The sequence below is a fragment of the Haloplanus sp. GDY1 genome, assembly GCF_023703775.1.
GTDB classification, from domain to species: domain Archaea; phylum Halobacteriota; class Halobacteria; order Halobacteriales; family Haloferacaceae; genus Haloplanus; species Haloplanus halophilus.
Map to the genome: position 1 here is coordinate 1,775,965 of NZ_CP098514.1, position 22,558 is coordinate 1,798,522.

A 22,558-nucleotide genomic window follows, 5' to 3' on the forward strand; every position below is an offset into this window, starting at 1 on the left:
GCGGCGCGGGACGGGCTACGCCAGGAGGTCCTCGTCGCACTCGATGCAGACCTGCATGTCGTTGACGGATCGCGTCGCCGGGTTCTCGCCACAGAGTTCGCACTGCTCGACCGCCCTGGTCGGTGGGGGGCGGACGCCGTCGTCCTCCGTCGGCCCCGGTTCGCCCTCCGACGGCGCCGTCTCGTGGGGAAGGCTCGGTCCTCGAATCCGCGTGACGTAGAGGACCACCCCGAGGATCGCGAGCGACCCGACGAGGAAGCCGAGTTCGAAGGCCATCGGTCCACCTACGTGCTGGACGTTCGTTAGGCTTTCCCACGGCTCACGGGCCGAGTCCCCACGCGATCCGGTCCCACAGCCGTTCGTACGCGTAGTAGGTCCCCGTCTTGACGAGGTTGGCGACGAGGCCGACGCTCACCGCGTCGCCGACGTCGCCGACGACGACCCACGCGACGACCACCGTGACGGCGACCATCAGGGCCCGATAGCAGAGAGTCTTGACGAGCGCCCGGCGCCGCGCCTGTCTCGGCCGTCGGACCGCAACGCTCGATGACATGTCTCACAGTACGGACGTCCGATACCTAAATGTAACCACTAGCAATAACATATCTTCCTCGAAGTAACCTCGAACGGTTATCTCCCGGCCGAAACAGCGGCTCCCGCTAGTCGAGGTCGGGCCGCGAGAGTTCCGTGTACTTGGCGGTCAGGAACTCCAGCAGGACCGGGGTCCCCTCTTTGGTCTTCTCGACGCCGCGCTCGATGGCGGCGGCGACGTCGCTCGGATCCTCGACGCGTTCGCCGTAGCCGCCCATGGACTCGGCGAAGTCGGCGTAGTGACCCGAGAACGGCGTGTCGTAGCTCGCCATCTCGAAGTTGTTGAGGACGATCTCGAGGACGGGGATGTCCTCGCGGACGGCCGTCTCGAAGTCCATGCCGACCATGCCGATGGCGCCGTCGCCCATGACGTGGACGCAGGTCTTCTCGGGCTTGGCGAGTTTCGCGCCCATCATGAGGCCGAGTCCGTAGCCCAACTGCGTCGTCTTGCCCCAGCCGAGATAGGAGAGGGGCTCGGTCACGTTGAAGAAGGGGGCCATGAAGTCGCGGGCGTTGCCGGCGTCGGCGGTGGCGACGACCTCCGATTTGTCGAGGGTCCGGTCGAGTTCGTGGACGACGCGGTAGGGGTTGATCGGCGTCTCGTCGGATTCGAGGGCGTGGCGCCAGTCGTCGAGCCACGCCGCCTCGATGGTCGCTATCTCGTCGGTCACGTCGTCGTACCGGCCGAAGTTCTCGTCGTCGATCCGGTCCCGGATCTCGTCGACGACGGCTTCGAGGACGAGTTTCGCGTCGCCGATCACCGCGAGGTCCGATTTCACGTCCTTGTCCACGTCGCCGGGGTCGTTCGTGGAGTGGATGAGGGTGTTGTCCTCGGTCGGCGGCGTGATGCCGTAGGCGGTCTTGGTGAAGCTACAGCCGATGCCGAAGAGGACGTCGGCCTCGGTGACGAAGTGGTTGAGCTGTCGGGGCTCGCTCTTCGACCCGGCGCCGAGCGAGAGCGGGTGGTCCTCGGGGAAGGCGCTCTTGCCGTTGAGCGTGGTCGCGACGGGCGCCTCCAGCAGTTCGGCGAGTTCCTGCAGGGGCTCCCACGCCTTCGCGTAGTGGACGCCCTGCCCGGCGTTGATGACCGGCAGGTCGGCGTCGAGGAGGGCGTCGACCGCGTCGTCGACGGCCGCGGGGTCGGGCGCCGTCCGCGTCGACGAGGTGGGCTCGTAGTCGACGTCGCCGGCATCCATGCCGAACACGTCCTTCGGAATCTCGACGAGACCGGGGCGCTGACGCCCGTTGCGCGCCGCCTGGAAGGCCCGCCGGATCGTCTCCTCGGTCGCGTCGGGGTCGGTCAACTGCTCTGTGGTCTTCGTGACCGCCTGGTAGTTGATCAGCGAGCTGAACTTGGGGTCGGTGTTGGTCTTGGCACGCGAGTAGCCCGCCGGGAGCGCGACGATGGGCGCCGACTCCGCGTAGGCCTGTGCGATCCCGCCGACCGAGTTCTCGGTTCCGGGGCCGTGCTGACAGGCGAACGCCTCGACCTGATCGCCGGAGGTGATGCGCGCGATGCCGTCGAGCATGTGGGCACCGGTTCGCTCCTGCCGGACGACGATGGATCGGATGCCCGCCTCCTCCGCCGCGTTCTCGTCGAAGAGGGGGTTGCTCGGGAAACCGATCAGGTGTTCGACACCTTCCTCGGCCAGGATTTCCGCGATTGCATCGGTTACGTTCATCCTACGGCTACCGACGAACTCCGGGATTGTAAAGTTAATTTTTATTAAAGATAAGGACAGTTACCTAAACGGAAGTCGTCATTTGTCGAAGATTCGGAGGACAGACGGCTAATCATCGGTCGTCATCTGTCGAAACGTTGAATAGCGAGAGTCCGGTTTTCGGACATATGTCCGAACGGCAGCAACTCGAACGGCTCTGCGTACACGAGTCGGTGTCGACCAAGATTCCGGCCGAGGGGTTCGCCGAGGCGTTCGCCGACCTCGACGTGCCGGTCGAGATCGTGGGCGACGACGAGGCGTTCGACCGCACGGACGCGGTCGCGTCGTTCCGCCCCCGCGACGCCTTCCTCGACGCCGGGTGGGTGCACTGCATCCGCGCCGGCTACGACGAGTTCGACACCGAGGCCTACGAGGCGGCGGGCGTCCCCCTCACCAACAGCACGGGGATCCACGACACGACCGTCGGCGAGATCGCCGTCGGCTACATGGTGTCGCTGGCGCGGATGCTCCACATCTACCGCGACCACCAGAACGAGAACCACTGGTTCGAACCCGAGTACGAGCGCCCGTTCACCGTCGAGAACGAGCGGCTCTGTGTCGTCGGCCTCGGCACCCTCGGCCGGGGCATCGCCACCCGCGCCGACGCCCTCGGCATGGACGTGGTCGGGGTCCGCCGCTCCGACGAGTCCGTCCCCGGCGTCTCGGAGATCTACCACCCCGACGACCTCCACGAGGCCATCGCCGACGCGCGCTTCGTCGCCATCGCCGTCCCCCACACCCCCGAGACCGAGGGGATGTTCTCGGCCCCGGAGTTCGAGCGGATGCGCGACGACGCCTACCTGATCAACGTCGCCCGCGGCCCCATCGTCGACGAGGACGCGCTGATCGACGCCCTCGACGCCGGGGCGATTGCGGGCGCCGGCCTCGACGTCTTCACGACCGAACCCCTCCCCGAGGACAACCCGCTCTGGGACTTCGAGGAGGTCATCATCTCCCCGCACCGCGGCTCCGCGACCAACCGCTACCACCTCGACATCGCCGACCTCGTGATGGAGATCTTCGACCAGTACCAGGCCGGCGAGGACCTCCGGAACCGGGTCGCCTGACGGCGAGACACGGGGACGGCGGCCGCCTCAGAAGCTGATCAGGTCGTCGAACTCGACCTCGTCGACGCGCTCCCCACAGACCGCACACTCGTCGACGTCGTCCGGGCCGGCCCCACCTTCCATGTGAACGTTGCCACAGTCGCGACACACTTCGAGTTCCGCCTGGAGCATACACGCCCGGGTTCCGCCGGCAGGGAGATAGGTCTTGGGGCGAGTGGAAACCTCCAAGACGCCGCCGCGGTAACGGCGCTCGATGGCCGGCTCTCCCCTCGATGCGCTCGCCCGCGCCCTCGACCGGGCCGGCGTCATCGACCCCCGTCGCCTCCGCGAGACGGTCGACCTGGCGTGGCCCCGGATCGTCACCGGCCTCGCCATCATGTCCAAGTCCACCGTGGACCTGGCGATGGTCGGGTGGGACGTGGGCGCCGCGGCCGTCGCCGGCCTCGCGTTCGCCAACGCCTACTGGCAGGTGGGGAAGTTCCTCGGCATCGGCCTCGCGGGCGGGACGGTCACGCTCGTCTCGCAGGCCTACGGCGCCGAGGACGCCGCCCGGGCGAGCGCCGCCGTCGGCGTCTCCCTCGTCGCCGCGCTCGTCCTCGCGGCGCCCATCGCCGCCACGTACGCCGCCTTCGCGCCCGACCTGGTGGCCGTCCTCGGCTCCGAACCGGCCCCGCTCGGCCACGCCGCCACCTACCTCGCCCTCGTCGCGCCCGCCCTGCTCTTCGAGTTCCCGAACCTGATCGCCAGTCGCACCTACGCCGGCGTCGGCGACACGCTGACGCCGATGGCCGTCCGCGCCGGGGGTGCGCTCGCGAACGTCGCCCTCTCGGCGACCCTGATCTTCGGCTACGGCCTCGGCGTCGCCGGCGCCGCCCTCGGGACGTCGGTTTCGACGGGCGTCGTCGCCCTCGTCTTCGCGTGGGGGCTGTCCGGCCGCTCGTACCTCGGCCGCGGGGCCTGCCCCGTCGCCGTCACCCGTGAGACGCTCCGGTTCGACGGGATCGGCCACCTCAGCCGTCGGCTGCTCGGCGTCTCGGCGCCCCTGATGGCCCGACGCCTCGCGGAGACGCTCGTCGCCTTCCCCCTCGTGGCCATCGCGGCGACCTTCGGCCCGGCCGTCGTCGCCGCCTACGAGGTGGCCCGCCGCGTCCGCACCCTGATCGACAGTTTCTCGTGGGGCTTCTCCATCGCCGCGAGCACGCTCGTCGGCCAGCGTCTCGGCGCCGGCGACGAGGCGGAGGCGGAGGCCTACGCCCGGGCCATCGTCCGCCTCTCCGCGACGGTGTACGTCGTCGCCGCGGCCGTCGTCCTCGCGCTCTCGGGGCACGTCGCCGGCCTGTTCGTCGACGACGCGGCAGTCCTCGCCGTCGCCGACCCCTTCGTCGCCACCGCGGCCGCCAGCGTCGTCTTCCTCGGCGTCGACGGCTCCGCGACCGGGACGCTCCGCGGCGCGGGCGACACCCGCTACCCCTTCCTGGCCTCCCTCCTCGGCCGGTACGGCTGTGCGCTCCCCGTCGCGGCGCTCGGCCTCGTCACGCCGCTCGGCGCGGCGGCGCTGCTGGCCGCGATGGTCGTCGAGGCGGCCGTCCCCGCCGCGTGCAACGTCGCCCGCGTTCGCTCGAACCGCTGGAAGGCGGTCGGGCGGACGCACGCGGCGGCCGGCGCCGACGACTAGTCGTAGGCCGCCTCGAAGAAGTCCCGCTCCAGTTCGACCGTCCGCCGGAACAGCGCGTCGATGCGGCGCTGGCGGCGCGGCGAGGCGGCCGCCGTCTCCCGGTCCAGTTCCTCGCGGAGCCACCCCACGAAGTCGACGAACTCGGGGGTGGCGTGCAGGTCGACCCACTCCGACAGGTAGAACCGCGCCGGCGGCGATTCGACCGCCCCGGCCCACGTCGCGTACACCCACTCGGCGGGCACCAGCACCGCGAGCGTCTCGGCGTACCCGCCCTCGCGGCCGGCGCGTTCCAGCAGGTCGACGAAGGCCCGCGTGGTCGCCGTCGGGTCGGCGTTTCGGTCCCCGTCGAGGGCGTCCAGCGACCGCTCGAAGTAGTCGTTCTCCTCGTCGGTGAGCGTCCCGAGGAAGCCGACGAGGCGCGCCTTCGCGGCCATCGACGGCGCCTCGCCGACGGCGTGGCCGAAGGTGCCCACCAGCGTCTCCACGAAGGCGAAATCCTGCTCCAGATACCGGCGGAAGGCGTCGTCGGAGAGGTCGCCGGCGGCGAGTTCGCGGACGAACCGGCCGTCGACGGCCGCGGTCCAGTCCGGTTCCGAGCGCTCGCGGAGCCAGTCGGTCGGCCGGGCGCTTTCCGTCCCCTCGGCGTACGCGTCGAACGTGTCCGGCGGAGCCATACGCGACGCTCCGGCGGCGACCGACAAAGAGTTTGGTCCGTGGCGTTTTGTCCCTCCGGCCGTAGTGAGGATATGACCGACATCGGCATCGTGGGCGCGGGGGCGGCCGCCGCCGCGGCGACGTACGTCCTCGACGGCGCGGTTCCCGACGCCTCCGTCACCGTCCTGGAGAAGTCGGGCGGGCTGTGTGGCCGCGCGGCGACGCGCCGCCGCGGCGACGTCACCTACGACTACGGCGCCAACTACCTCAGGGACGACGACGATCAGGTGGTCGACCTCGTCACGACGTTCGACGACGGCCTCGTCGACGTCGTGGGCGACGTCTACGCCTTCGACCGCACCGGGACCGTGAGCGAGGGCCGCGATACCGACGGGCGCAAGTGGACCTACCGCACCGGGCTGACGCGCCTCGCGAAACACCTCTTCGGCGCCACCGACGCGACGGTCCACCGCCGAACGCGGGTCGAGGGGCTCACGAGAACCGGGGACGCGTGGACGCTCGCCGACGACGCGGGCGAGCGGTGGGGCCCCTTCGACGTCGTCCTCCTCAACCCGCCGGCGCCAGGGACCGCGGCGCTGCTCGAAGCCGCGGACTGGGAGCAGGAGGCCCGGACCGACCTGCTGGCGGCCGCCCGGGACGTCGACTACCGCGCCGTCTGGACCGCCGTGCTGGGCTACGGGTTCGACCTCGACCGGCCGTACTACGCGCTCGTGAACGCCGACAAGGAACACGCGGTGGGGTGGGTCGCCCGCGAGTCGTGCAAGCCCGGCCACGTCCCCGACGGCGAGTCGGTGCTCGTCGTGCAGGCGAACCACGAGTGGTCGGTCGAGCGCTCGGACGCCGACCCGAGCGAGAACGTCGCCGCTCTGGCCGACCACGCGGCCGCACTGCTCGACGACGAGCGGCTCTCGGACCCCGCTTGGACCGACCACCAGGACTGGCGGTACGCGCTCCCCGAGTCGGGGCTCCGGCGCGGCGCCCGGGGCGCGGCCGAGGACGCCGGGTGTTACGTCGTCGGCGACTGGGTGGCGGGCGAGGCGCGCCTGCACGCCGCGCTCCGGAGCGGCCTCGACACCGGCGAGCGGGTCGCGGACGCTCTAACCGCTCTCGGCCGTCGGCCCGCGCTCGACCCGCAGGAACGCCGGTAGCGTCGCCGCCGCCAGCGCGAGTTCGAGGCCGCCGACCGCCAGGAACGCCGTCCGATAGCCGTAGGCGTCGGCGACCAGGCCGCCGGCGACGATGCCGACGAGGAAGCCGACGCTCCCGGCGATGTTGAACCCGGCCATGGCGACGCCGCGCTCCGTCGGGTCCGCGAGGTCCGTCACCAGCGCGAGCGTCGCCGGCACCATGAGCGCCCCGAGGACGCCCACCAGCACCATCCCCGCCTGCGCGGCCCGGAGGGAGGGCACGACGCCGACGAGGATCACCGCGCCGCCGTACAGCGCCGACCCCGCGACGATGGGGACGGTGCGCCCGATCCGATCCGAGACGACGCCGAAGGGGTACTGCAGGAGGGCGAAGGGGGCGAAAAACAGCGCGAGCGTCGCGCCCGTCGCGGCGGGGCTCAACCCGAAGACGGTGCGGAAGTAGAGCGTCCCGACCAGGGAGAAGAAGCCGGCGGTGAGTCGGTCGACGAAGCCGAAGGCGTAGGGGAGCGCGAGCCGGGGCGTCCGCCGGAGGCCGGCGAACGGCGACTCCCGGTCGGTGGCCGACGGCGCCCGGTCGACGACGAAGGGCACGCAGAGGGCGACGAGGAGGAAGACCCCGCTCGCGGCGTACAGCGGGACGAACGGTCCGAAGCCGTAGAGGACGCCGCCGAGTGGCGCGCCGGTGGCCGTCCCGAGGCCGATGGCGATGCCCGTCGCTCCCATGTTGCGGCCGTGTGTCCCCTCCAGATCCATGAGCATCGTCATGGCCAGCGAGAAGGCGCCGACGGTCGCCGCGCCCTGGAACGCCCGGAGCGCCAGCACGGCGGCGAAGGGGAGGTCGAAACTGACCGGCAGAGTCGCCAGCAGCAGGTAGCCGACGGCGCCGAGGAGGGCGCCCGCGGCGACGAAGGGGATCCGCCGGCCGGCGGCGTCGCTCGCCATCCCCCAGGGGACGGCGAAGACGACGAAGGCCGCGAACTCGGCGGCCAGGAACCACATGCTCGCGTCGAGGTCGGTCTCGGCGCCGAGCGCGCCGACGAGCGCGTCGATCCCGGGGTAGAGGAGGACCTGTGCCAGCAGGGTGGCGTACACGACGCCGGCGAGCGCGACGCGACTGCGAGTTCGGGACACGACTCTCCGTCGTCGGAAGGCCGTGATCCACCCCCTACTGTCTTTCGGGCTCGAAGTTGCGACGAATTCTAGACGGAGTTCGGGCGAACCTTGGAAAATCGCTTACTCCGTCGCTCGCGTCCGGGGCAGTATGGACCCCACACACGACCCGGGACGACGCGCCAGTGACCCGCGGCCGGAGGGGACGCCGTGACCCCGGCGGCGTGGCGGCGACGCCTCCTCGCCGCCGCCGTCGCCCTCGCGGGCGGCGTCGCCGCCGTCGCCGGATCGTACGCCGTCGTCGGCGACGCCCCCGCCTTCGTCGCGGCGCCGATAGCGAACCTGACCGTCACGCTCGCGCCCGGCGTCCTCGTCACGTTCGCCATCACCGTCCTCGGCGACCTGGGGAGCAAACTGGCGTACGCGTCGGGGCTTGCGGTCACCGCGGCCCTCCTCGGCGTCGTCGTCGCGGCCGGCCGCCTGGCCGCGGCCCGGATCGACCGCCCGCTGCTCGCGCCCGCGGCCGTCGCCCTCGCCGTCGGCGCCGTCGCCGGCGTCCTCGCCGGCGCGCTCGACTCGGCGGTCGGCGCGGCGGTCGGCGCGGCGCTCGTCGCGACCGTCGCGGACCTCGGGGGCGACGCGGGCACCCCGACCGACGACGGTCGGCGCGCGCTCCTCTCGGGGGCGGCCGCCCTCGCCGTCGCCGCCCTCGGGGTCGGCGGCCGACGGGCGTTCGCACCCTCGGACCCGACCCCGACGACGCCGGTCCCCGACGACGTGGCGGCCCTCCTCGCGGAGGCGGAGGGGAAGTCGCTCGCAGTCGAGGGGCTGGAACCCCTCGTCAGCGATCACTTCTACCGGGTGGACATCGCCAACGTCGACCCCGATCCCGCCCGCGAGGACTGGTCGCTGCGGATCCACGGCGCCGTCGGCGAGGAGACGACCTACACCTTCGCGGACGTCGAGGCGATGGAACACGAACACCGGTTCGAGACGCTTCGCTGCGTCGGCGAGTCGCTCAACGGGCGCAAACTCGACACCGCCGTCTGGACGGGCGTCCCGCTGATGGGCCTGCTGGAGCCGGCCGACCTCCAGGGGGAGTACGTGATGCTCCGGGCGGCCGACGGCTACTACGAGGAGTTCCCGGTCGCGGCGCTCGAAACCGGCTTCCTCGCGGTGGGGATGAACGGACAACCGCTCCCCCGCGCCCACGGCGCGCCCGCCCGGGCGCTCATCCCGGGCCACTGGGGCGAGATCAACGTCAAGTGGCTCACCGAGATCGAGATTCTGGACGAACCGGCGACGGGCTACTGGGAGGAGCGCGGCTGGCACGGCACCGGCCCCGTGAACACCGTCGCGAAGCTGTGGGCGACGAACCGCCTCGACGACGGCCGGATCGAAGTGGCCGGGCCGGCCTACGCCGGCACCCGGGGGATCGAGTCGGTCGAGGTGTCGACCGACGGCGGCGACACCTGGACCGAGGCCGACCTCTCCACCCCGCTCCCCGGCGAGGACGTGTGGCGCCAGTGGGTGTATCGCTACGAGGCCACTGGCCCCCACGAGGTGGTCGTCCGTGCTATCGACGGCACCGGCACCCTCCAGCCCGAAGACGAGCGGCGGGCCTTCCCCAGCGGGCCGAGCGGGTGGGTCAGCCGGTCGGTCGACCCCGACGCGCTGTGAGCCGGGCGAACAGTTTTGCCCGCGCCACCACCACCACACCACGGCCGCCGATGGAGAAGGCACTCTGGTATCTGCTCGCCGGGACGCGCGGCGGGAAGAACCGCGCGCGCATCATCCGCCTCCTCGACGAGCGGCCGCGCAACGCCAACCAGTTGCACGAGGAACTCGGCCTCGATTACAACTCGGTCCGCCACCACCTCGACATGCTCGAAGACCACGGCGTGATCGAGAGCGGCGACCAAGAGTACGGCCGACTCTACTTCCTCACCGACCGGTTCGACAGCCATCGCGACCGGTTCGAGGAGATCACGGAGCACGTCTGACATGGCACCCATGACCCCCACCCTGACCATCGCGAGCGCCCTCTCGGCGCTGAACATCGCGCTGCTCGCCGCCCTGCTTTCCGTCTGGTGGCGCAACTACCGGCAGTTCGGCACACCGCTCACGCTCGGCCTCGTCGCCTTCGCCCTCGTCCTCGCCGTCGAGAACGTCGTGGCCATCGGCTTTTTCTTCAGCTCCGGGATGCTCTACGCCGCCGATCCGGGCGCCCAGACGGCCGTCCTCGCGATGCGCGCCCTCCAGTTCGTCGCGCTCGCCTTCCTCACCTACGTGACGATGCGGTGAGGTGAAGTGGCTCGGCCCCCGTCTCCCGGTATGGCTCGTGACGCCCTCCTCACGACCGAGACGAAGGTGATCGTCCTGTTCATGGTTCTCGGGCTCACCGCCTGGTACCTGGTCCAGCAGGTCACGACGAACTCCGTCCTCGATTTCGTCGCGCTGATCGGTATCGGCGTCCTCGCCCCCACGCTCGTCAACGAGTGGCGGCGGCGACGCTCGGCGGACTAACCCGTTTCGAGCCGTTCGTACTCCTCGATGCGTTCGCCCGCCGCCAGCGCCACGGGTTCGAGCCGGCGCACTCGCTTGACCGTCCGCGCGCCGACGATCCGGGGTGCGACGAACCGCGGCCACCCGCCGTCGCCCGCCCGCGCCGGGCCGTCGACCCGCGCCTCGGCGAGGACCCCGCCGACGGCGTCCGCGAGGGCGACGCAGGCGACGTGCTCGTCGGGGCCGTGGATCCGGAGGTGGGTGGCCGGACACCCCTCCGGCAGTCGGTCGAGCACCCACCCGACCGGGACGCCCCGCCACTCGCCGGTCCACCGGTCGCCGCTCGCACACCGGAAGGAGGCGCTCACGGCCGTCCGCGGCGCCGCCCCGAGGTCGACGGGACCGACGCCGTCGAGCGTCACGCGCCGGTCGGCGGCGGCCTCACTCCCCGCCACGGGCGGTCACCTCCCCGGCACCGGCACCGGCGTCGCTCTCGGCGGGCAGTTCGAGCAGCCACCGCTCGGGGCCGAGGCGGTCGATCACCCGGGGGTCGTCCCCGTCCGGGAGCGCCTCGCGGACCGCCGCCGGCGCCGTCGCGGTGACGAACCGCAGCGACTCGCCGGGGTCGAGCGCCGCCCGCTCGGCGCCGAGTTGCTCCCGGGCCGCCCGCGCGGGCACGCCCCGGAGGTCGAGCGCCTCCGGCGGGACGGGGTCGGTCGCCGTCGCCTCGCGGACGGCCCGCGCCAGTTCCGCCGCCCGGTCGCCGGCCGTCTCCGGGTCCGCGAGCGCCGGGTCGACCGGGAAGGAGTCGAGGACCGGCGCCGAGAACGCCTCGCCGACGTCGCTCGTCGGGAAGACGGCGTGTTCGGTCCCGCAGTCCGGACACGTCGCCGCGGTCATGTTGGGGACGACGCCGAGGACGGGGACGCCCTCCTCGCGGAACAGGCGTTCGCTGCGGACGGTGTCGCCGACGGCCGAGGGATCGGGCGTCGTCACGAGGACGGCCCCGGTGAGCGGGAGCGCCGACAGGCTCGTCAGCACCACGTCGCCCGTCCCCGGCGGGAGGTCGACCACCAGCGTGTCGAGGTCGCCCCACGCCGTCTCGGCACAGAGGTCCGTCAGCGCCTCGTGGGCCATCGCCCCCCGCCACGCCACCGGGTCGTCGCCAGCGAGCAACCCGACGCTCATGGTCGCGATTCCGTCGGCGTCGACGGGCGCCGCGTCCCCGGCCTCCGTCGTCGTCACGGGGCCGGAGACGCCGAGGCGCGCCGGCACGTTCGGCCCGTGGAGGTCGGCGTCGAACAGCCCCACCGACTCGCCCGCGGCGTCGAGCGCCCGGGCCAGCGCGACGGCCACCGTGGTCTTCCCGACGCCGCCCTTCGCGCTGGCGACGGCGACGACGCGGTCGACGTCCGGGAGCGGGACCGTCCCGTCGCCCCGTCCCGCGTCGTGACCCTGCGGCCGGCCGCTCGCGGGGCGCTCCCCGTCGTCAACGCGGACGCCCTCGACGCCCGGCACCGAGAGGACCGCCTCCCGGACGGACGCCTCGACCTCCTCGGCCGCCGGCGCGGGGAGTCCCGCGAACTCGACGGCGACCCGAACCTCGCCGTCGCGACACGACAGGCCGGTCACGAGCCCCGACTCCAGCACCCCGGCGCCGAGGTCCGGATCCTCGACGTCCGAGAGCGCCGCCTCGATCCGGTCGCGGAGCGAGGGGTCGTCGCCGTCCCCGTGCCCGCCACAGCCACACTCCTCGCGCATCTCACCACACCTCCCCCTCGGGGACGCCGCCGTCGTCCTCGTCCACCAGGGTCCCGCCGTAGGGCCGGAAGTCGACGTCGTAGGCCCCGTCGACGGCCTCGAGGGCGTCCTCGCGCTCGGCGATGGTGTCGGTGTCGAAGCCGACGGCTTCGAGCGCACCGACCAGGTCCGACTCGTCGAGGCGGCCGGCCGCGAACCCGTCGGCGACCCCGTCGCGGATGCGGTCGGCGTTGCGCCGGCACCGCTTCGCGTCCGCGAACCGCTCGCGGGCCTCGCCCGACAGGTCCGCCCGGTCCAGCGGGACGGCCGCCAGTCGCTCGACCGCGCGCTCGTCGTACTCGGCCGCCATCTCCAGCAGTTCGGCCGCCTGCTCGCGGGCCGAGAGCGCCGCCCACGCCTCGCGGGCGTCGTCCGCGACGACGCTCTCGACCACCTCGGCCCAGTCGGTGTCCCGCTCCGCGTCCTCGAACGCCTCGGCGACGAACGCCGCGACGTGGTCGTCGGGGACGGCGACGCCGAGGGACTCCCGCGCGCCGTCGCCGTCCGCGTCGCCGCCGTTCTCGCCGCCCGATCCGCCGGTCGCGTCGAGTTCGTACTCCTCGGTCATGGTCTGTCACTCCGCGGTGATCGGTCGACCGCACGGGGCGTGCTCCCCGTCTCGAACTGCGGGCCCTCGCCGTCGCCCCCGCCGGGCGGCGCCGGCGACGGAACCTCCACGTCCACCGCGTCGGGGTCGCGACCCCGTGCGTCGGCGATGGCCCGCTTCGCCGCCCGCTGGACGTCGCTGGATCGGTCGTCGATTCCCTGGGTCTCCAGCGCCTCGACGGCGCGGTCGGTGCCGAGGCGGCCGAGGCTCGTCGCCGCGTTCGCCCGCACCAGCGCCTCGGGGTCCCGCGCCAGCACCGCCGCGAGCACCGTCACCGTCTCCGCGACGGTCCCGGGGGTGTGACCCAGGAACTCCGCGGCGTACTCCCGGACCGAGGCGTGGCCGTCGGTCTTCAGGCACTCGCGGAGCAGGTCCGCGTCGGCCGCCCCGAGCTTGCCGAGCGCGACCAGCGCGTTCCGCCGGACGAACCCGCTCGGGTCGTCGAGGCGGTTCCGGAGCGGGTCGGTCGCCGCCTCGCCCTCGGCCCGCGAGAGCGCGACGACCGCCTCCGCGCGCACCCACTCGTCGTCGTCGCCGGTCGCCGCCCGGAGCCGTTCCGGCGCGGCGCCGGCGTTGCCGAGCGCCTCGACCGCGAACTGCCGCACGTCGGCGTCGGGGTCGTCCCCGACGCGGGCGGCGAGGGCGTCGACCGTCGCGGCGTCGAGGCCGTCCGTCGCGGCGTCGACGAGACCCAGCGCCGCCTCGCGCCGCGCCGCCGCGTCGTCGGCGTCGAGGCGGTCACGCAGCGCCGCCTCGTCGGCCGCCGGCGCCCGCCCCCGCGCGCTCCAGTTGGCGTGTGGGTCGTCGGTCATCCGTCCCTCCTGATGCTCCGGTAGGCGAAGGCCCACGCGACGACGGTGGCGACGAGGACCGCCAGCAGGCCGTCGCGGAACTGTTCGGAGATGAAGGGCGCGTCTCCCGAGGTGGCCGCGTCGCCGCCCGTCGAGGCGGCGGTGGCGCCACCGCCACCGCTCGCACCGCCGCCACCGCCGGAGCCGCCGCCCGCGGCCGCGAGTTCGCCGGACGACGGATCGAGCGTGCTGAACTGGAGCGTGATGGACTTCTGACCGTTCACCTCGTCCGCGCTCCCGTTCCAGACCGCGAAGGCGAGATACACCTGCTCGCCGTTCAGGCTCGCGTCGTACTGGCCGTCCGTCGAGCGCTCGCGGACGAACACCACCTCCCAGCCGTCGGCCGTGCGCGTGGCGTCCGCCCGGACGTTCTGGGCGGGGGCGTGGCTCAGGGAGCCGTACCCCTTGGCGTAGTAGTTCTGTGCGAGGCGGTCGTACTCCCGCTTCGAGAGGGGATTGCCCGCGGCGGCACCGGGTTTCGTCGTCTCGTTCGGGTGGGGGTAGGCGTACATGTCGCCGGTCCAGTCGGCGGTGCCGTCGCGGGGCCCGTACTCCCAGCTCGCCCGCCAGTACCAGATGTCGACGGGCGTGCCGGCGGCGCCCATCGTGATGGGGGGTTGCGAGCCGGTGCGGAGCATGACGGCGGCGGCGTCGGCGTAGGACCGCGGCGCCGCGATGCTCGTGTCGTTCGTCGGGTCGGTCCACGAGAGCTTGATGGCGACGTGGCTCTCGTTGCCCATCGCCCGAACCGTCAGTTCGTCGACGCTCCCGCCGCCGAAGGGGAGCGCCATCCGCTGTCTGCTGAGCTGGACCGTCCGGCTCGGCGCCTCGGACCACGCCGGCGCCGTCGCCTGCCGGGGCACCGTGTCGGCCACCGCCATCGGCTGCTGGCCGCTCGTCGCCACGGCCGCGACGCCCACCTGCGCCGTCGAGACGCCGAGGGCGACGACGAGGGCGACGACCGTCGCACGGGCCGCCGCCCGCCGGTCGAGAGCGATCACGGCGCCTCACCCCCCTCGTCGTCCGGGACCGCCAGCCCCGGCGGGTGGGCCTCGACGTCCGTCTCGACCAGCGCCTCCGCGAGGTCGACCGTCGCGCGGTAGGCGGTCGCCGCGGGGCCGAGGGCGTCGTCGTCCGCGCCGCCCCCGTGGCGGTCGGCCAGCGCCGCCCGCACCTCCGCGGCGAAGGCCGGCACGAAGCTCCGGAGGTGCTGAGAGAGGAGCGTCGCCTCCGCCTCCCGGAGCGTCGACGCCTCGTCGTCCAGGTCGGCGTCGGCGGCGACCGCCCGCCGCCCCGCCAACACCTGCATCAGTTCGAGTTCGAGCGCCACGTGGTCGTGGCGCTCGTCGAACCCGTCGGACAGGTCGAGGCCGAAGGCGTCGAGCAGGCCGGAGACGGTCGCCACGCGCCGCTGCTTGTGGCTCACCTCGTCGCCGACGGTGTACTCGGCCTCGTAGGGGACGACCGGGTAGCCGTCGCCGTCGGGCACGCCGAACAGGTCGTCGTACACCCGCCTGAGCCCCTCGGCGTCGACGGCCGCGAACGCGTCGACGAACCCCTCGACCTCGTCGTCGAGGCCGTCGAGCGTCTCGGCCGCCCCCCGCAGGCCGTCCGCCGTCTCGTCGGCCGTCAGTTCGGCGACGGCGACGTCGTCGGGGTAGCCGAGCGCGCCCGCGAGGGCGGCGTACACCGCCGCTCGGGCCGCGTGGCGGGTCGGGTCGCCGTCCGTTCCCGAGGACCGTCGCTCCTCGCCGTCCGTTCCCGAGGACCGTCGCTCCTCGCCGTCCGTTCCCGAGGACCGTCGCTCCTCGCCGCCCGCTGCCTCGTCCGCGTCGTGGTGGTCTGACATGGGTCTGCTCATGGCTGGTTGGTCCACAGTTCGCCCTCGCGCACCTCCATCTCCTCCTGGAAGGGCACGTCGACCACCTTCTTCCCGCGGCGGTCGTACCCCTTCACCCGGGTCTCCTTGACCGTGTACGTCTCGATGAGCCGGGTGGTCGCGCCGAACAACTGGAGGATGCCGAGGACGTGGTGGCTCGGGTTTCGCACCCGATCCTGTACGATCTCGATGCTCTCGCGGTAACTCCCTCCGGGCCAGTCGTTGCGCTTTTGCGCCGTGTTCGGGGTGAACATCTGCGTCAGGAAGTCGGGCGGGACGTGGTAGGGAGGCATGTAGAACACCTGCGGCCGGGTGCCGAACTGGGGGTACAGCGGCAGCGCCACCTTCTCGTCGGAGTGGACGAGGTAGTTGATCGGCGACCGGCCGCCCGGCGCCGAGTTCGACCCGCCCGGTGGGCCGGCGTCCGGCCCGCGGTTGATGTTGCCGTGCAGCCGCGTCTTCCCGATGCAGGAGGAGACACACCGCGGGACGTTCCCCTCCTCGATCCGGGGGTAACAGCCGACCGGCTTCTCGGTCACCCCCGTCTCGGGGTTGTACATCGGCTTGTGGTACGGACAGGCCTTCACGCACTTGCGGTAGCCGCGACACCGCTCCTGATCGAGGAGGACGATGCCGTCCTCCTCGCGCTTGTAGATGGCCTGACGCGGGCAGGCGGCGAGGCAGGCCGCGTTCTTGCAGTGGTTGCAGAGCCGGGGCAGGTAGAACTGCCACATGTCGTGGTACTCGCCCTCCTCGAGGTCCGACTCGACCACGTCGCCCGCGGGGTACTCGCCGTGGGCCATGTCGTCGCCGAGCGCGGGGTACTCCCACTCCTCCTCGCGGGCGACGTAGCCGTGGACGCGTTCGCCCTGCTCCGCGGCCTCGAACACCGTCTGCTCGCCGTCCAGGTCGTCGAGCAGGCGCATGTCCCACCCCATCGGGTAGCCGCCGTACGGCTCCGTCTCGACGTTCATCCACCACATGTACTCCTCGCCCTTCCCGCTGGTCCAGGTGGACTTGCAGGCAAACGAGCAGGTGTTGCAGTTGATACACCGGTTCACGTTGACGATCATCCCCCAGTGCCAGTCCCGCTCCTCCTCGCGGTGTTCGTAGGGGTAGTCGTGCTCGCGGCCGAGCTGTGGGTTGTAGACCTGTGGCATCAGTCGTCACCTCCGCGCAGGGGGTTGTACCGGCTGCTCGTCGTCCCGTTCGTGGCCGTGTCGTCGCCGCCATCGCTCGACCCGTCGGACTGCAGCGACCCGTTCACGTACCCCTGGAACAGGTCGTCCTTCCGGGCGTCGCCGGGCCACCAGTCCGCCTCCGCGTACTTCTCGACCTCCACGAGGTCGTCGCGGTTCGTCCCCGTCGGCGCCCACACCGTCTCCTCGTAGCCCGCTTCGAGGGTCGCGCCGTGCCAGGCGATCTCCTCCTCGATCTCCTCGGAGATGTTGGGGTCGCCGAACACCCCCTTGTGAACCAGGTCGTCGGTCTCCTGTGCGGGGTCGAGCCAGATGTTCGTCGTCACGTTGTACCCCTTGATGCCGTCCTCGTTCTCCTCGTCGTCGGCGAAATGTTGGGGCCACCAGCCGTGCCAGATGGTCAACTGGCCCATGTCGCCGGCCGAGCGGGGGCGCTGGCGGTCGCTGACCATCACCCGCACCACGAGGTCGCCGCGCTTGCCGGTGATGCGGACGTAGTCGCCGTTCTCGACGTCGATGTCGGCGGCGTCCTCGGGGTGCATCTCGACGAACGCCTCGCCCAGCGGCGGGGCGTCGTTGGTCTCGCCCTCGCCCGTCGGGAACGAGAAGTCCTCGACGAGGCGGTCGGTGCCGTCCGGGTCCGCCGAGGTGGAGCCGAAGTCCCGCGCCGACCAGATCAGGTTCCAGTCCGTCATCCCCCACGAGGAGTGGGTGCGGTACTTCGGATGCGGGGTGTTGTAGTAGAACTGGTAGCCCTGGTCGTGATACAGCGGGTTCTCCTCGTCTTTGGCCTCGTCCCACTTCTCGTTCACCCCGTAGGGCGTCCCCTCCGGACTCTCGATGTGGTCCAGGTCGTCGCGGCCGAGTTCGAGGAACCGGTCCTCCTCCTTGTGGAACTCCATCCGGCCGGTCTTGGTGTAGAACGGCCGATCCTCGTGGATCTGCGAGTAGAAGGGGATCCGGGGGTAGGTCTTGAGTTGTAAGCGGACCGGCCCGTCCTCCAGATCCGGGACGTCGATGTCGCGGGTGGTCATGCCCGCGTCGAGCGTCTCCTGGATGTAGTTGCGCACGTCGCCGTCGTCGTCGAGGAACTCCGCGAAGTAGGAGCGATAGGAGTCGACGGTGCGCTCCTCGGGCGGGATCTTCTCGTCGAGTTTCTCGGCGACGAGCGCACAGATTTCGCCGTCCTGCTTGGTGTCGTAGATGGGATCCATCACCCCGCTGTCCATCTGGAGGAAGGGGTTCTCCGGGCCGACCGTGATGTCGGGGTACTCACACTCGAGCCACGAGGGAACCGGGAGGACGATGTCGGCGTGTCGGGCCGAGTAGGTCATGTGCATGTCCGACACGATAAGCAGTTCGTTGCCCGTGTCGGGGTGTTTGACGAAGTTCTCGACGACGTGCTCCTGGTGTTTGGTCTGGTTCAGGAGGTTGCAGTTCATCGTCCACAGGATCGCCGGCCGCGACATGGTGTAGGAGTCGGCGTTCTCCGGCAGCACCGGCTCGGCGGCGTCGCCCTGGGGCACCAGATCCAGGTCGCCGTCGAAGTCCCCGCGGATCGAGTGGGGGTCGAGTTGCTCGCCGCCGAAGAAGGCGAAGGCGTAGCCGGGGTACATCCCGTGGGCGCTGTGGCCGTCGGGGTTGACGTACGTCGGGTAACCGTCCAGGAGTTCGATCTTGTACTGGCCGGAGTAGTTGTAGTAGCCCGCGCCGCGCTTGCCGACGTTGCCGAGCATCGACTGGACGAAGAAGATGGTGCGCTGGAGCGAGTCGTTGGAGTGGAACCAGTGGTTGATCCCCTCGCCGGTGAACCACTGGCCCTTCTCCGCGGCGGCGAACTCGCGGGCGGTCTCACGGAGCTTCTCCGCCGGGATGGTCGTGATGTCCTCGACCGTCTCCGGGTCGTAGCGCTCCACGATGTTCGCCTTCTGTCGGGCGAAGTCGGTGTGGACGGCGACGCTCGTGCCGTCCGCGAGGCTCACCTCGCGGTCGACCTCCAGTTGCGCGTCGGCCGGCGTCTCCGACCCCACCTCCTCGCGGGTGACGGGGACGAGTTCCCCGTCGCCGTCGACGGCGACGAAGTCGCCCCAGTCGTCGCCGCCGCCGTGGTGGGCCAGCCCCGCCTCGCCCTCCGTGCCGCCCTCGGGCGGTTCGTGCTCCGGGAACACCTCGTGAGCGCGGAGGTACTTCCCGGTGTCCTGCCGGATCAGGAGGGGCAAGCTGGTGAACTGCCGCATGAACTCCGGATCGTACAGCTCCTCCCGGATGATGACGTGGGCGACGCCGAGCGCGAAGGCGGGGTCGCTCCCCGGGCGGATGGGGAGCCACCGGTCACACTTCTGGACGGTCGGCGAGTAGTCGGGGTAGACGCCGACCATCTCGCCGCCGCGCTCGCGGGTCTCCTGGAGCCAGTGGTTGTCCGCGAGCTTGTTGTGGATCAGGTTCTTCCCCTGCATGATGGTGTAGTCGGCGGCGCGCCACGCCGAGGCGTCGGCGTCGCTGGTCTGGTAGCCCGTGGTGATGACGTGCCCCGGCGGCAGGTCGGCGTACCAGTCGTACTCCGTCCACTCGCAACCGCCGAAGATCGAGGCCAGCCGCCGGCCGGCGCCGTGACGCGTGATCAGGCCGTCGGCCTTGATGGCGTTGAAGACGTGGAACCGTTTTTCGTCCTCCAGATTCGCCATCTTCTCGGCGATGAGGTCGATGGCCTCGTCCCACGAGACCCGCTCGAACTCGTCTTCACCCCTCCCTTCGGGGCTGGGGTCCTCGGGGTCCCAGCCCTTCCGGACCATCGGGTACTTGATCCGCGAGGGCTCGAAGGTGCGGCGATGCAGGGTCAGCCCCTTCATGCAGCCCCGCGGGTTCCAGTGGCGGCTGACGCCCGCCTCCTCGTACCCGCCGGGGCTGCCCGGCCCGGGACTCCCCTCCTCCTCGTGGTAGATCTGTTCGGCCCGGATCGGCACCCCGTTTTTCATGTAGAAGTTGAGCGCACACGACTGGGTGCAGTTCGGGTGACAGACCGTCCAGTCCACCCGGTCGTACGCGTAGATGTCGTGGTACACCTGCTCCCAGTCGCGGTTGGGGTAGGACTTCAGCGGGTTGTCGACCGACGTCACGGGGTCGACGGACTGGGTCGCCCCCCACCCGCTCGTGAGCAGCGCACCCAGGGATCCCGCGCCGGCGGCCTTGATGAAGTCCCGCCGTCCGAGACTCACGACCGGTCACCTCCCCGTACCTGCCGTCCGCGGTGCTCGCGTGACATGCGTGAGCCTCACCCACGACGGACGGAAAACCCGGACGCGCGATGTCAGCGGCTGGGAAGCCACGCGAACCGCTTCGTGGCGGGGTTTATACGGAGTCCGGAGGCGGGAGGTCGGACGCGGCGGAAAGAGAGGAGACGCGTTACTGCGTCGGCTCGACCGTCAGGTCGCTCGCGATCCAGCCGTCGGTGTTGCCGGATTCCATGAAGACGGTGCGGCCGGGACAGCTCTCACAGACCGACACCGTCGGCCGCTCGGGCAGCTCCGGCTCCCCCTCGTCGTCCGTCCCCGACTGGGTTCCAGTGGGCATCGACCGTGTTTAGGGAAACCTAAAATAAAAAGGGTGCGGTTCGCGGCGTCGCGTCGACCGCGGCGCATTTAGGTTCGGGAATGGATGCGCTCGACATGTACCGCGACGTGCTCGGGTGGGTGGCGACCGTCCTCGCCGTCACGATGTTCGCACCGATCTTCCTGTATCTGATCACCGGCGCGGCCGTCGGCTTTCTGGTCTCCTGTTCCGGGGGACCGGCGGGGACGATGGTCGTCGGCGCCTCCGGCGCGGAGAGCCTGGAACTCTCGTGTCCGGCGGTTCGGACGCTCGTGAAGACGGCCGTCGCCGTCGGCGGCGGCGCCGCGGCGACGGTGAGCGTCGCCGTCGTCGCCGTGGGCGACCTCATCAGGGGGACCTACCGGTGACCGGCGGGACGTTTTTGAGTCAGGCTGCCGTCACGTACGCGCGGGGTGACGGCAGATGACCCTCGTACCACACGTCCCAGCGGACGAACCGAGACGCGACCGTACGCCACCGGACCTCGACGAGATCGTCGAGCGAATCGTGTACGGCGACTCGCGGGCGACGGGTGGCTGACGGGGCGATCGGTCACCCTCGGCGGCCGTCGCCGTCGGGGTCACCCGTGAGCCACCGGGTCACGGGCTCCCGTGACGACGTGCCCGCCACACCCGGTGTCGCTACGCCGGCGACACCGGATGCACTTCCCAACAGTCGGGACACTCCGCGTAGGGCGGTCGACCGTCCTCGGGAGCGACGATCCGCCAGCCCGGAATGCTCGTCCCGCAGTTCGGACACTGTGACATGGGGGGAGGGGAGCGTGTGACGGTGTCCCCATCGGCGGATCCGGCCGCTGGGGGTTAGTTAATCGGTACTTACCGGTCTTCGGGCCGAGCGTGAACCGGCCGTTCCACGGGAATCGTCCCCCGCGTCAGAGCAGGACCCCGCCGAGGACGAGCAATCCGACGGCCGCGACGGCCGCCGCGGTGAGAAACGGCGCCGCCCGCCGGGCGGGGTCGCGGACCTTCCGCTCGTCGAGGCCGTCGATCAGTCGCCCCGAACCCACCTCGACCAGGCCGGTCAGGACGACCCAGAGCACCACCATCGCGACGACGAGGTATCCCCGGGTCGATCCGAGCAGGGTCTCGGCGGTGTAGCGCGTTCCGGCGAGGTGGCCGCCGGTCAGAAAGAGCGCCAGCGACGAGACGCGCGACCACGTCCGGAACCGACCGACGAGGGACCGGAGCGGCGTCGCGTCGAGGTTCCCGTCGCGGGCCTCGGGCACCAGCCCCCTCGCGACGAAGAGCACGCTTCCGGCCCACAGTCCGGCGAACAACAGGTGGATCGCGTTTACCGCCGTGTCGATGGTCGCCATGTCCGCCGCTGGGGACGCGGGCGACTTGAATCCGCCGGGACGCTCGCGAGCGACGAGCGCGGAGACCGGGGCGTCGAACCGCCGGGCGTCGAACCGCCGCCCGGCACCGAACCGAAACCGATTAAACGCCCGCTCCCCCACGTTCGGGTGAGCCGAGGTAGCCTAGCCCGGCCAAGGCGGTTGCTTCGAGAGCAACTGTCCGTCAGGACTCGTGAGTTCAAATCTCACCCTCGGCGCTTTCCTCGAAGGTCCACTCGGTAGCCACGCCCGGCGACGCCACGAGCGTCCGGTACACCACGCAGTACCGCTCGGTCGCGTCCCGGATCGACGCCGCCGTCTCGGGGTCCAGCTCGCCGGTCAGCGTCACGTCGAGGCGGATGTCCTGAAAGCCGACCGGCACGTCCGCGACGCCCATCGTGCCCCGGAGGTCCAGGTCGCCCTCGACGGCGACCGACACGTCCGCGTCGACGCCGAAGTTCTCGATCACGGCCTGGGCGGTCAACTGCGAGCAGGCCGCGAGCGCCCCGAGCAACAGGTCGCCGGAACACGCCGCGGTCCCGGATCCCCCGGCCCCCTCGTGGAGCTGTGCCTCGTAGACGGCCTCGCCGACTTCGACGCTACAGCTCGTCGCGTCCGCCGCCTCGTCGCCCGTGGCCGAGAGCGTGATCCGGGCCGCCTCGGGGTCGTCCTCGTATCGTTCCTTCAGCGGTGCCTGCGTCTCGCGGAGGTCGCCGTCCGTCATGCGCTCACGTGGGGCACGGGGAGTAAAAAGGGTCCCGTAGGCGCGCCGGCGACCGCAGCGTGGA

The 22,558-nt window shown here is 71.4% G+C and carries 25 protein-coding genes and 1 tRNA gene; 9 read left to right on the top strand and 17 right to left on the bottom strand.

Annotated features, from left to right (window positions below):
• Window positions 1-15 precede the first annotated feature (15 nt).
• From NBT67_RS09465 to NBT67_RS09475, 3 genes are all read right to left on the bottom strand, one after another.
• Window positions 16-276 carry a hypothetical protein gene (locus NBT67_RS09465; protein WP_251341474.1) on the bottom strand — a complete coding sequence of 87 codons (261 nt, stop codon included), beginning with the start codon at window positions 274-276 and terminating at the stop codon, window positions 16-18.
• A 43-nt stretch (window positions 277-319) separates the two neighbouring features.
• On the bottom strand, window positions 320-553 hold the full coding sequence (locus NBT67_RS09470) for a DUF2061 domain-containing protein (RefSeq protein ID WP_251341475.1): 234 nt from the start codon (window positions 551-553) through the stop codon (window positions 320-322).
• Between the two features lie 106 nt (window positions 554-659).
• Window positions 660-2,273 (bottom strand): thiamine pyrophosphate-requiring protein, encoded by a 1,614-nt coding sequence (locus tag NBT67_RS09475; protein WP_251341476.1) that lies wholly within the window; start codon window positions 2,271-2,273, stop codon window positions 660-662.
• Between the two features lie 167 nt (window positions 2,274-2,440).
• Here NBT67_RS09475 and ddh point away from each other — a divergent pair, with 167 nt between their 5' ends.
• Complete coding sequence (ddh, locus tag NBT67_RS09480; RefSeq protein ID WP_251341477.1) at window positions 2,441-3,379, top strand: D-2-hydroxyacid dehydrogenase; 939 nt, start codon at window positions 2,441-2,443, stop codon at window positions 3,377-3,379.
• A gap of 27 nt (window positions 3,380-3,406) precedes the next feature.
• On the opposite strand, the gene NBT67_RS09485 is transcribed toward ddh, so the two are convergent.
• Window positions 3,407-3,550 (bottom strand): hypothetical protein, encoded by a 144-nt coding sequence (locus NBT67_RS09485; RefSeq protein WP_251341478.1) that lies wholly within the window; start codon window positions 3,548-3,550, stop codon window positions 3,407-3,409.
• 82 nt (window positions 3,551-3,632) lie between these two features.
• On the opposite strand from NBT67_RS09485, the gene NBT67_RS09490 reads away from it, so the two are divergent.
• Window positions 3,633-5,054, top strand: coding sequence for an MATE family efflux transporter (locus tag NBT67_RS09490; protein ID WP_251341479.1), 1,422 nt, complete (start codon window positions 3,633-3,635; stop codon window positions 5,052-5,054).
• On the opposite strand, the gene NBT67_RS09495 is transcribed toward NBT67_RS09490, so the two are convergent.
• Window positions 5,051-5,728 (bottom strand): TenA family protein, encoded by a 678-nt coding sequence (locus NBT67_RS09495; RefSeq protein WP_251341480.1) that lies wholly within the window; start codon window positions 5,726-5,728, stop codon window positions 5,051-5,053. The genes NBT67_RS09490 and NBT67_RS09495 overlap by 4 nt on opposite strands.
• A 72-nt stretch (window positions 5,729-5,800) precedes the next feature.
• Here NBT67_RS09495 and NBT67_RS09500 point away from each other — a divergent pair, with 72 nt between their 5' ends.
• Window positions 5,801-6,877 carry an NAD(P)/FAD-dependent oxidoreductase gene (locus NBT67_RS09500; protein ID WP_251341481.1) on the top strand — a complete coding sequence of 359 codons (1,077 nt, stop codon included), beginning with the start codon at window positions 5,801-5,803 and terminating at the stop codon, window positions 6,875-6,877.
• On the opposite strand, the gene NBT67_RS09505 is transcribed toward NBT67_RS09500, so the two are convergent.
• On the bottom strand, window positions 6,827-8,008 hold the full coding sequence (locus NBT67_RS09505) for an MFS transporter (RefSeq protein WP_251341482.1): 1,182 nt from the start codon (window positions 8,006-8,008) through the stop codon (window positions 6,827-6,829). The two genes, NBT67_RS09500 and NBT67_RS09505, sit on opposite strands and share 51 nt — an antisense overlap.
• A 189-nt stretch (window positions 8,009-8,197) precedes the next feature.
• Between NBT67_RS09505 and NBT67_RS09510 the strand changes: the two genes are divergently transcribed.
• The 4 genes from NBT67_RS09510 to NBT67_RS09525 are packed head-to-tail and all read left to right on the top strand — an operon-like array spanning window position 8,198 to window position 10,513.
• Window positions 8,198-9,667: a molybdopterin-dependent oxidoreductase gene (locus NBT67_RS09510; protein WP_251341483.1), complete on the top strand. Its 1,470-nt coding sequence runs from the start codon at window positions 8,198-8,200 to the stop codon at window positions 9,665-9,667.
• A gap of 50 nt (window positions 9,668-9,717) precedes the next feature.
• A complete protein-coding gene (locus NBT67_RS09515) occupies window positions 9,718-9,990 on the top strand; it encodes an ArsR/SmtB family transcription factor (protein ID WP_251341484.1) in 273 nt (90 codons plus the stop codon).
• A gap of 1 nt (window position 9,991) precedes the next feature.
• Window positions 9,992-10,291 carry a DUF8036 family membrane protein gene (locus tag NBT67_RS09520; RefSeq protein WP_251341485.1) on the top strand — a complete coding sequence of 100 codons (300 nt, stop codon included), beginning with the start codon at window positions 9,992-9,994 and terminating at the stop codon, window positions 10,289-10,291.
• A gap of 30 nt (window positions 10,292-10,321) precedes the next feature.
• Window positions 10,322-10,513, top strand: a complete 192-nt coding sequence (locus tag NBT67_RS09525; RefSeq protein WP_251341486.1) for a DUF7987 family protein — start codon at window positions 10,322-10,324, stop codon at window positions 10,511-10,513.
• Here NBT67_RS09525 and NBT67_RS09530 read toward each other — a convergent pair.
• The 9 genes from NBT67_RS09530 to NBT67_RS09570 all read right to left on the bottom strand — a co-directional run bounded on the left by NBT67_RS09530 (window position 10,510) and on the right by NBT67_RS09570 (window position 20,398).
• Entirely contained in the window at window positions 10,510-10,947 is a 438-nt protein-coding gene (locus NBT67_RS09530; protein WP_251341487.1) for a molybdopterin-dependent oxidoreductase, read from the bottom strand. The two genes, NBT67_RS09525 and NBT67_RS09530, sit on opposite strands and share 4 nt — an antisense overlap.
• Window positions 10,934-12,253 (bottom strand): P-loop NTPase, encoded by a 1,320-nt coding sequence (locus NBT67_RS09535; RefSeq protein ID WP_251341488.1) that lies wholly within the window; start codon window positions 12,251-12,253, stop codon window positions 10,934-10,936. Before NBT67_RS09535 ends, NBT67_RS09530 begins: the two co-directional genes overlap by 14 nt.
• 1 nt (window position 12,254) lies before the next feature.
• The gene (locus NBT67_RS09540) at window positions 12,255-12,860 is read right to left on the bottom strand and encodes a hypothetical protein (RefSeq protein WP_251341489.1); all 606 of its coding nucleotides are present in this window, start codon (window positions 12,858-12,860) and stop codon (window positions 12,255-12,257) included.
• A complete protein-coding gene (locus tag NBT67_RS09545; RefSeq protein WP_251341490.1) occupies window positions 12,857-13,711 on the bottom strand; it encodes a HEAT repeat domain-containing protein in 855 nt (284 codons plus the stop codon). The genes NBT67_RS09540 and NBT67_RS09545 overlap by 4 nt, the downstream gene beginning before the upstream one ends.
• Window positions 13,708-14,751 carry an ethylbenzene dehydrogenase-related protein gene (locus NBT67_RS09550; protein WP_251341491.1) on the bottom strand — a complete coding sequence of 348 codons (1,044 nt, stop codon included), beginning with the start codon at window positions 14,749-14,751 and terminating at the stop codon, window positions 13,708-13,710. The genes NBT67_RS09545 and NBT67_RS09550 overlap by 4 nt, the downstream gene beginning before the upstream one ends.
• Entirely contained in the window at window positions 14,748-15,599 is an 852-nt protein-coding gene (locus NBT67_RS09555) for a TorD/DmsD family molecular chaperone (protein WP_251341492.1), read from the bottom strand. Before NBT67_RS09555 ends, NBT67_RS09550 begins: the two co-directional genes overlap by 4 nt.
• 8 nt (window positions 15,600-15,607) lie before the next feature.
• Window positions 15,608-16,789, bottom strand: a complete 1,182-nt coding sequence (locus tag NBT67_RS09560; protein WP_251341493.1) for a 4Fe-4S dicluster domain-containing protein — start codon at window positions 16,787-16,789, stop codon at window positions 15,608-15,610.
• The gene (locus NBT67_RS09565) at window positions 16,789-20,043 is read right to left on the bottom strand and encodes a molybdopterin-containing oxidoreductase family protein (protein ID WP_251341494.1); all 3,255 of its coding nucleotides are present in this window, start codon (window positions 20,041-20,043) and stop codon (window positions 16,789-16,791) included. The genes NBT67_RS09560 and NBT67_RS09565 overlap by 1 nt, the downstream gene beginning before the upstream one ends.
• Before the next feature lie 187 nt (window positions 20,044-20,230).
• A complete protein-coding gene (locus NBT67_RS09570; RefSeq protein ID WP_251341495.1) occupies window positions 20,231-20,398 on the bottom strand; it encodes a hypothetical protein in 168 nt (55 codons plus the stop codon).
• A 95-nt stretch (window positions 20,399-20,493) separates the two neighbouring features.
• Here NBT67_RS09570 and NBT67_RS09575 point away from each other — a divergent pair, with 95 nt between their 5' ends.
• Window positions 20,494-20,784 carry a hypothetical protein gene (locus NBT67_RS09575; protein ID WP_251341496.1) on the top strand — a complete coding sequence of 97 codons (291 nt, stop codon included), beginning with the start codon at window positions 20,494-20,496 and terminating at the stop codon, window positions 20,782-20,784.
• A gap of 524 nt (window positions 20,785-21,308) precedes the next feature.
• Here NBT67_RS09575 and NBT67_RS09580 read toward each other — a convergent pair.
• Entirely contained in the window at window positions 21,309-21,752 is a 444-nt protein-coding gene (locus tag NBT67_RS09580) for a CopD family protein (protein ID WP_251341497.1), read from the bottom strand.
• A 151-nt stretch (window positions 21,753-21,903) separates the two neighbouring features.
• Between NBT67_RS09580 and NBT67_RS09585 the strand changes: the two genes are divergently transcribed.
• A tRNA-Ser gene (locus tag NBT67_RS09585) sits at window positions 21,904-21,988 on the top strand.
• On the opposite strand, the gene NBT67_RS09590 is transcribed toward NBT67_RS09585, so the two are convergent.
• Complete coding sequence (locus NBT67_RS09590) at window positions 21,970-22,494, bottom strand: OsmC family protein (RefSeq protein ID WP_251341498.1); 525 nt, start codon at window positions 22,492-22,494, stop codon at window positions 21,970-21,972. The two genes, NBT67_RS09585 and NBT67_RS09590, sit on opposite strands and share 19 nt — an antisense overlap.
• Window positions 22,495-22,558: the final 64 nt, after the last annotated feature.

What these genes read in the sequence shown, in the direction of transcription:
- NBT67_RS09465 (WP_251341474.1), bottom strand. Translation starts at nt 276, where the DNA reads ATGGCCTTCGAACTCGGCTTCCTCGTCGGGTCGCTCGCGATCCTCGGG.
- NBT67_RS09470 (WP_251341475.1), bottom strand. Translation starts at nt 553, where the DNA reads ATGTCATCGAGCGTTGCGGTCCGACGGCCGAGACAGGCGCGGCGCCGG.
- NBT67_RS09475 (WP_251341476.1), bottom strand. Translation starts at nt 2,273, where the DNA reads ATGAACGTAACCGATGCAATCGCGGAAATCCTGGCCGAGGAAGGTGTC.
- ddh (WP_251341477.1), top strand. Translation starts at nt 2,441, where the DNA reads ATGTCCGAACGGCAGCAACTCGAACGGCTCTGCGTACACGAGTCGGTG.
- NBT67_RS09485 (WP_251341478.1), bottom strand. Translation starts at nt 3,550, where the DNA reads ATGCTCCAGGCGGAACTCGAAGTGTGTCGCGACTGTGGCAACGTTCAC.
- NBT67_RS09490 (WP_251341479.1), top strand. Translation starts at nt 3,633, where the DNA reads ATGGCCGGCTCTCCCCTCGATGCGCTCGCCCGCGCCCTCGACCGGGCC.
- NBT67_RS09495 (WP_251341480.1), bottom strand. Translation starts at nt 5,728, where the DNA reads ATGGCTCCGCCGGACACGTTCGACGCGTACGCCGAGGGGACGGAAAGC.
- NBT67_RS09500 (WP_251341481.1), top strand. Translation starts at nt 5,801, where the DNA reads ATGACCGACATCGGCATCGTGGGCGCGGGGGCGGCCGCCGCCGCGGCG.
- NBT67_RS09515 (WP_251341484.1), top strand. Translation starts at nt 9,718, where the DNA reads ATGGAGAAGGCACTCTGGTATCTGCTCGCCGGGACGCGCGGCGGGAAG.
- NBT67_RS09520 (WP_251341485.1), top strand. Translation starts at nt 9,992, where the DNA reads ATGGCACCCATGACCCCCACCCTGACCATCGCGAGCGCCCTCTCGGCG.
- NBT67_RS09525 (WP_251341486.1), top strand. Translation starts at nt 10,322, where the DNA reads ATGGCTCGTGACGCCCTCCTCACGACCGAGACGAAGGTGATCGTCCTG.
- NBT67_RS09535 (WP_251341488.1), bottom strand. Translation starts at nt 12,253, where the DNA reads ATGCGCGAGGAGTGTGGCTGTGGCGGGCACGGGGACGGCGACGACCCC.
- NBT67_RS09540 (WP_251341489.1), bottom strand. Translation starts at nt 12,860, where the DNA reads ATGACCGAGGAGTACGAACTCGACGCGACCGGCGGATCGGGCGGCGAG.
- NBT67_RS09545 (WP_251341490.1), bottom strand. Translation starts at nt 13,711, where the DNA reads ATGACCGACGACCCACACGCCAACTGGAGCGCGCGGGGGCGGGCGCCG.
- NBT67_RS09555 (WP_251341492.1), bottom strand. Translation starts at nt 15,599, where the DNA reads ATGTCAGACCACCACGACGCGGACGAGGCAGCGGGCGGCGAGGAGCGA.
- NBT67_RS09560 (WP_251341493.1), bottom strand. Translation starts at nt 16,789, where the DNA reads ATGCCACAGGTCTACAACCCACAGCTCGGCCGCGAGCACGACTACCCC.
- NBT67_RS09570 (WP_251341495.1), bottom strand. Translation starts at nt 20,398, where the DNA reads ATGCCCACTGGAACCCAGTCGGGGACGGACGACGAGGGGGAGCCGGAG.
- NBT67_RS09575 (WP_251341496.1), top strand. Translation starts at nt 20,494, where the DNA reads ATGTACCGCGACGTGCTCGGGTGGGTGGCGACCGTCCTCGCCGTCACG.
- NBT67_RS09580 (WP_251341497.1), bottom strand. Translation starts at nt 21,752, where the DNA reads ATGGCGACCATCGACACGGCGGTAAACGCGATCCACCTGTTGTTCGCC.
- NBT67_RS09590 (WP_251341498.1), bottom strand. Translation starts at nt 22,494, where the DNA reads ATGACGGACGGCGACCTCCGCGAGACGCAGGCACCGCTGAAGGAACGA.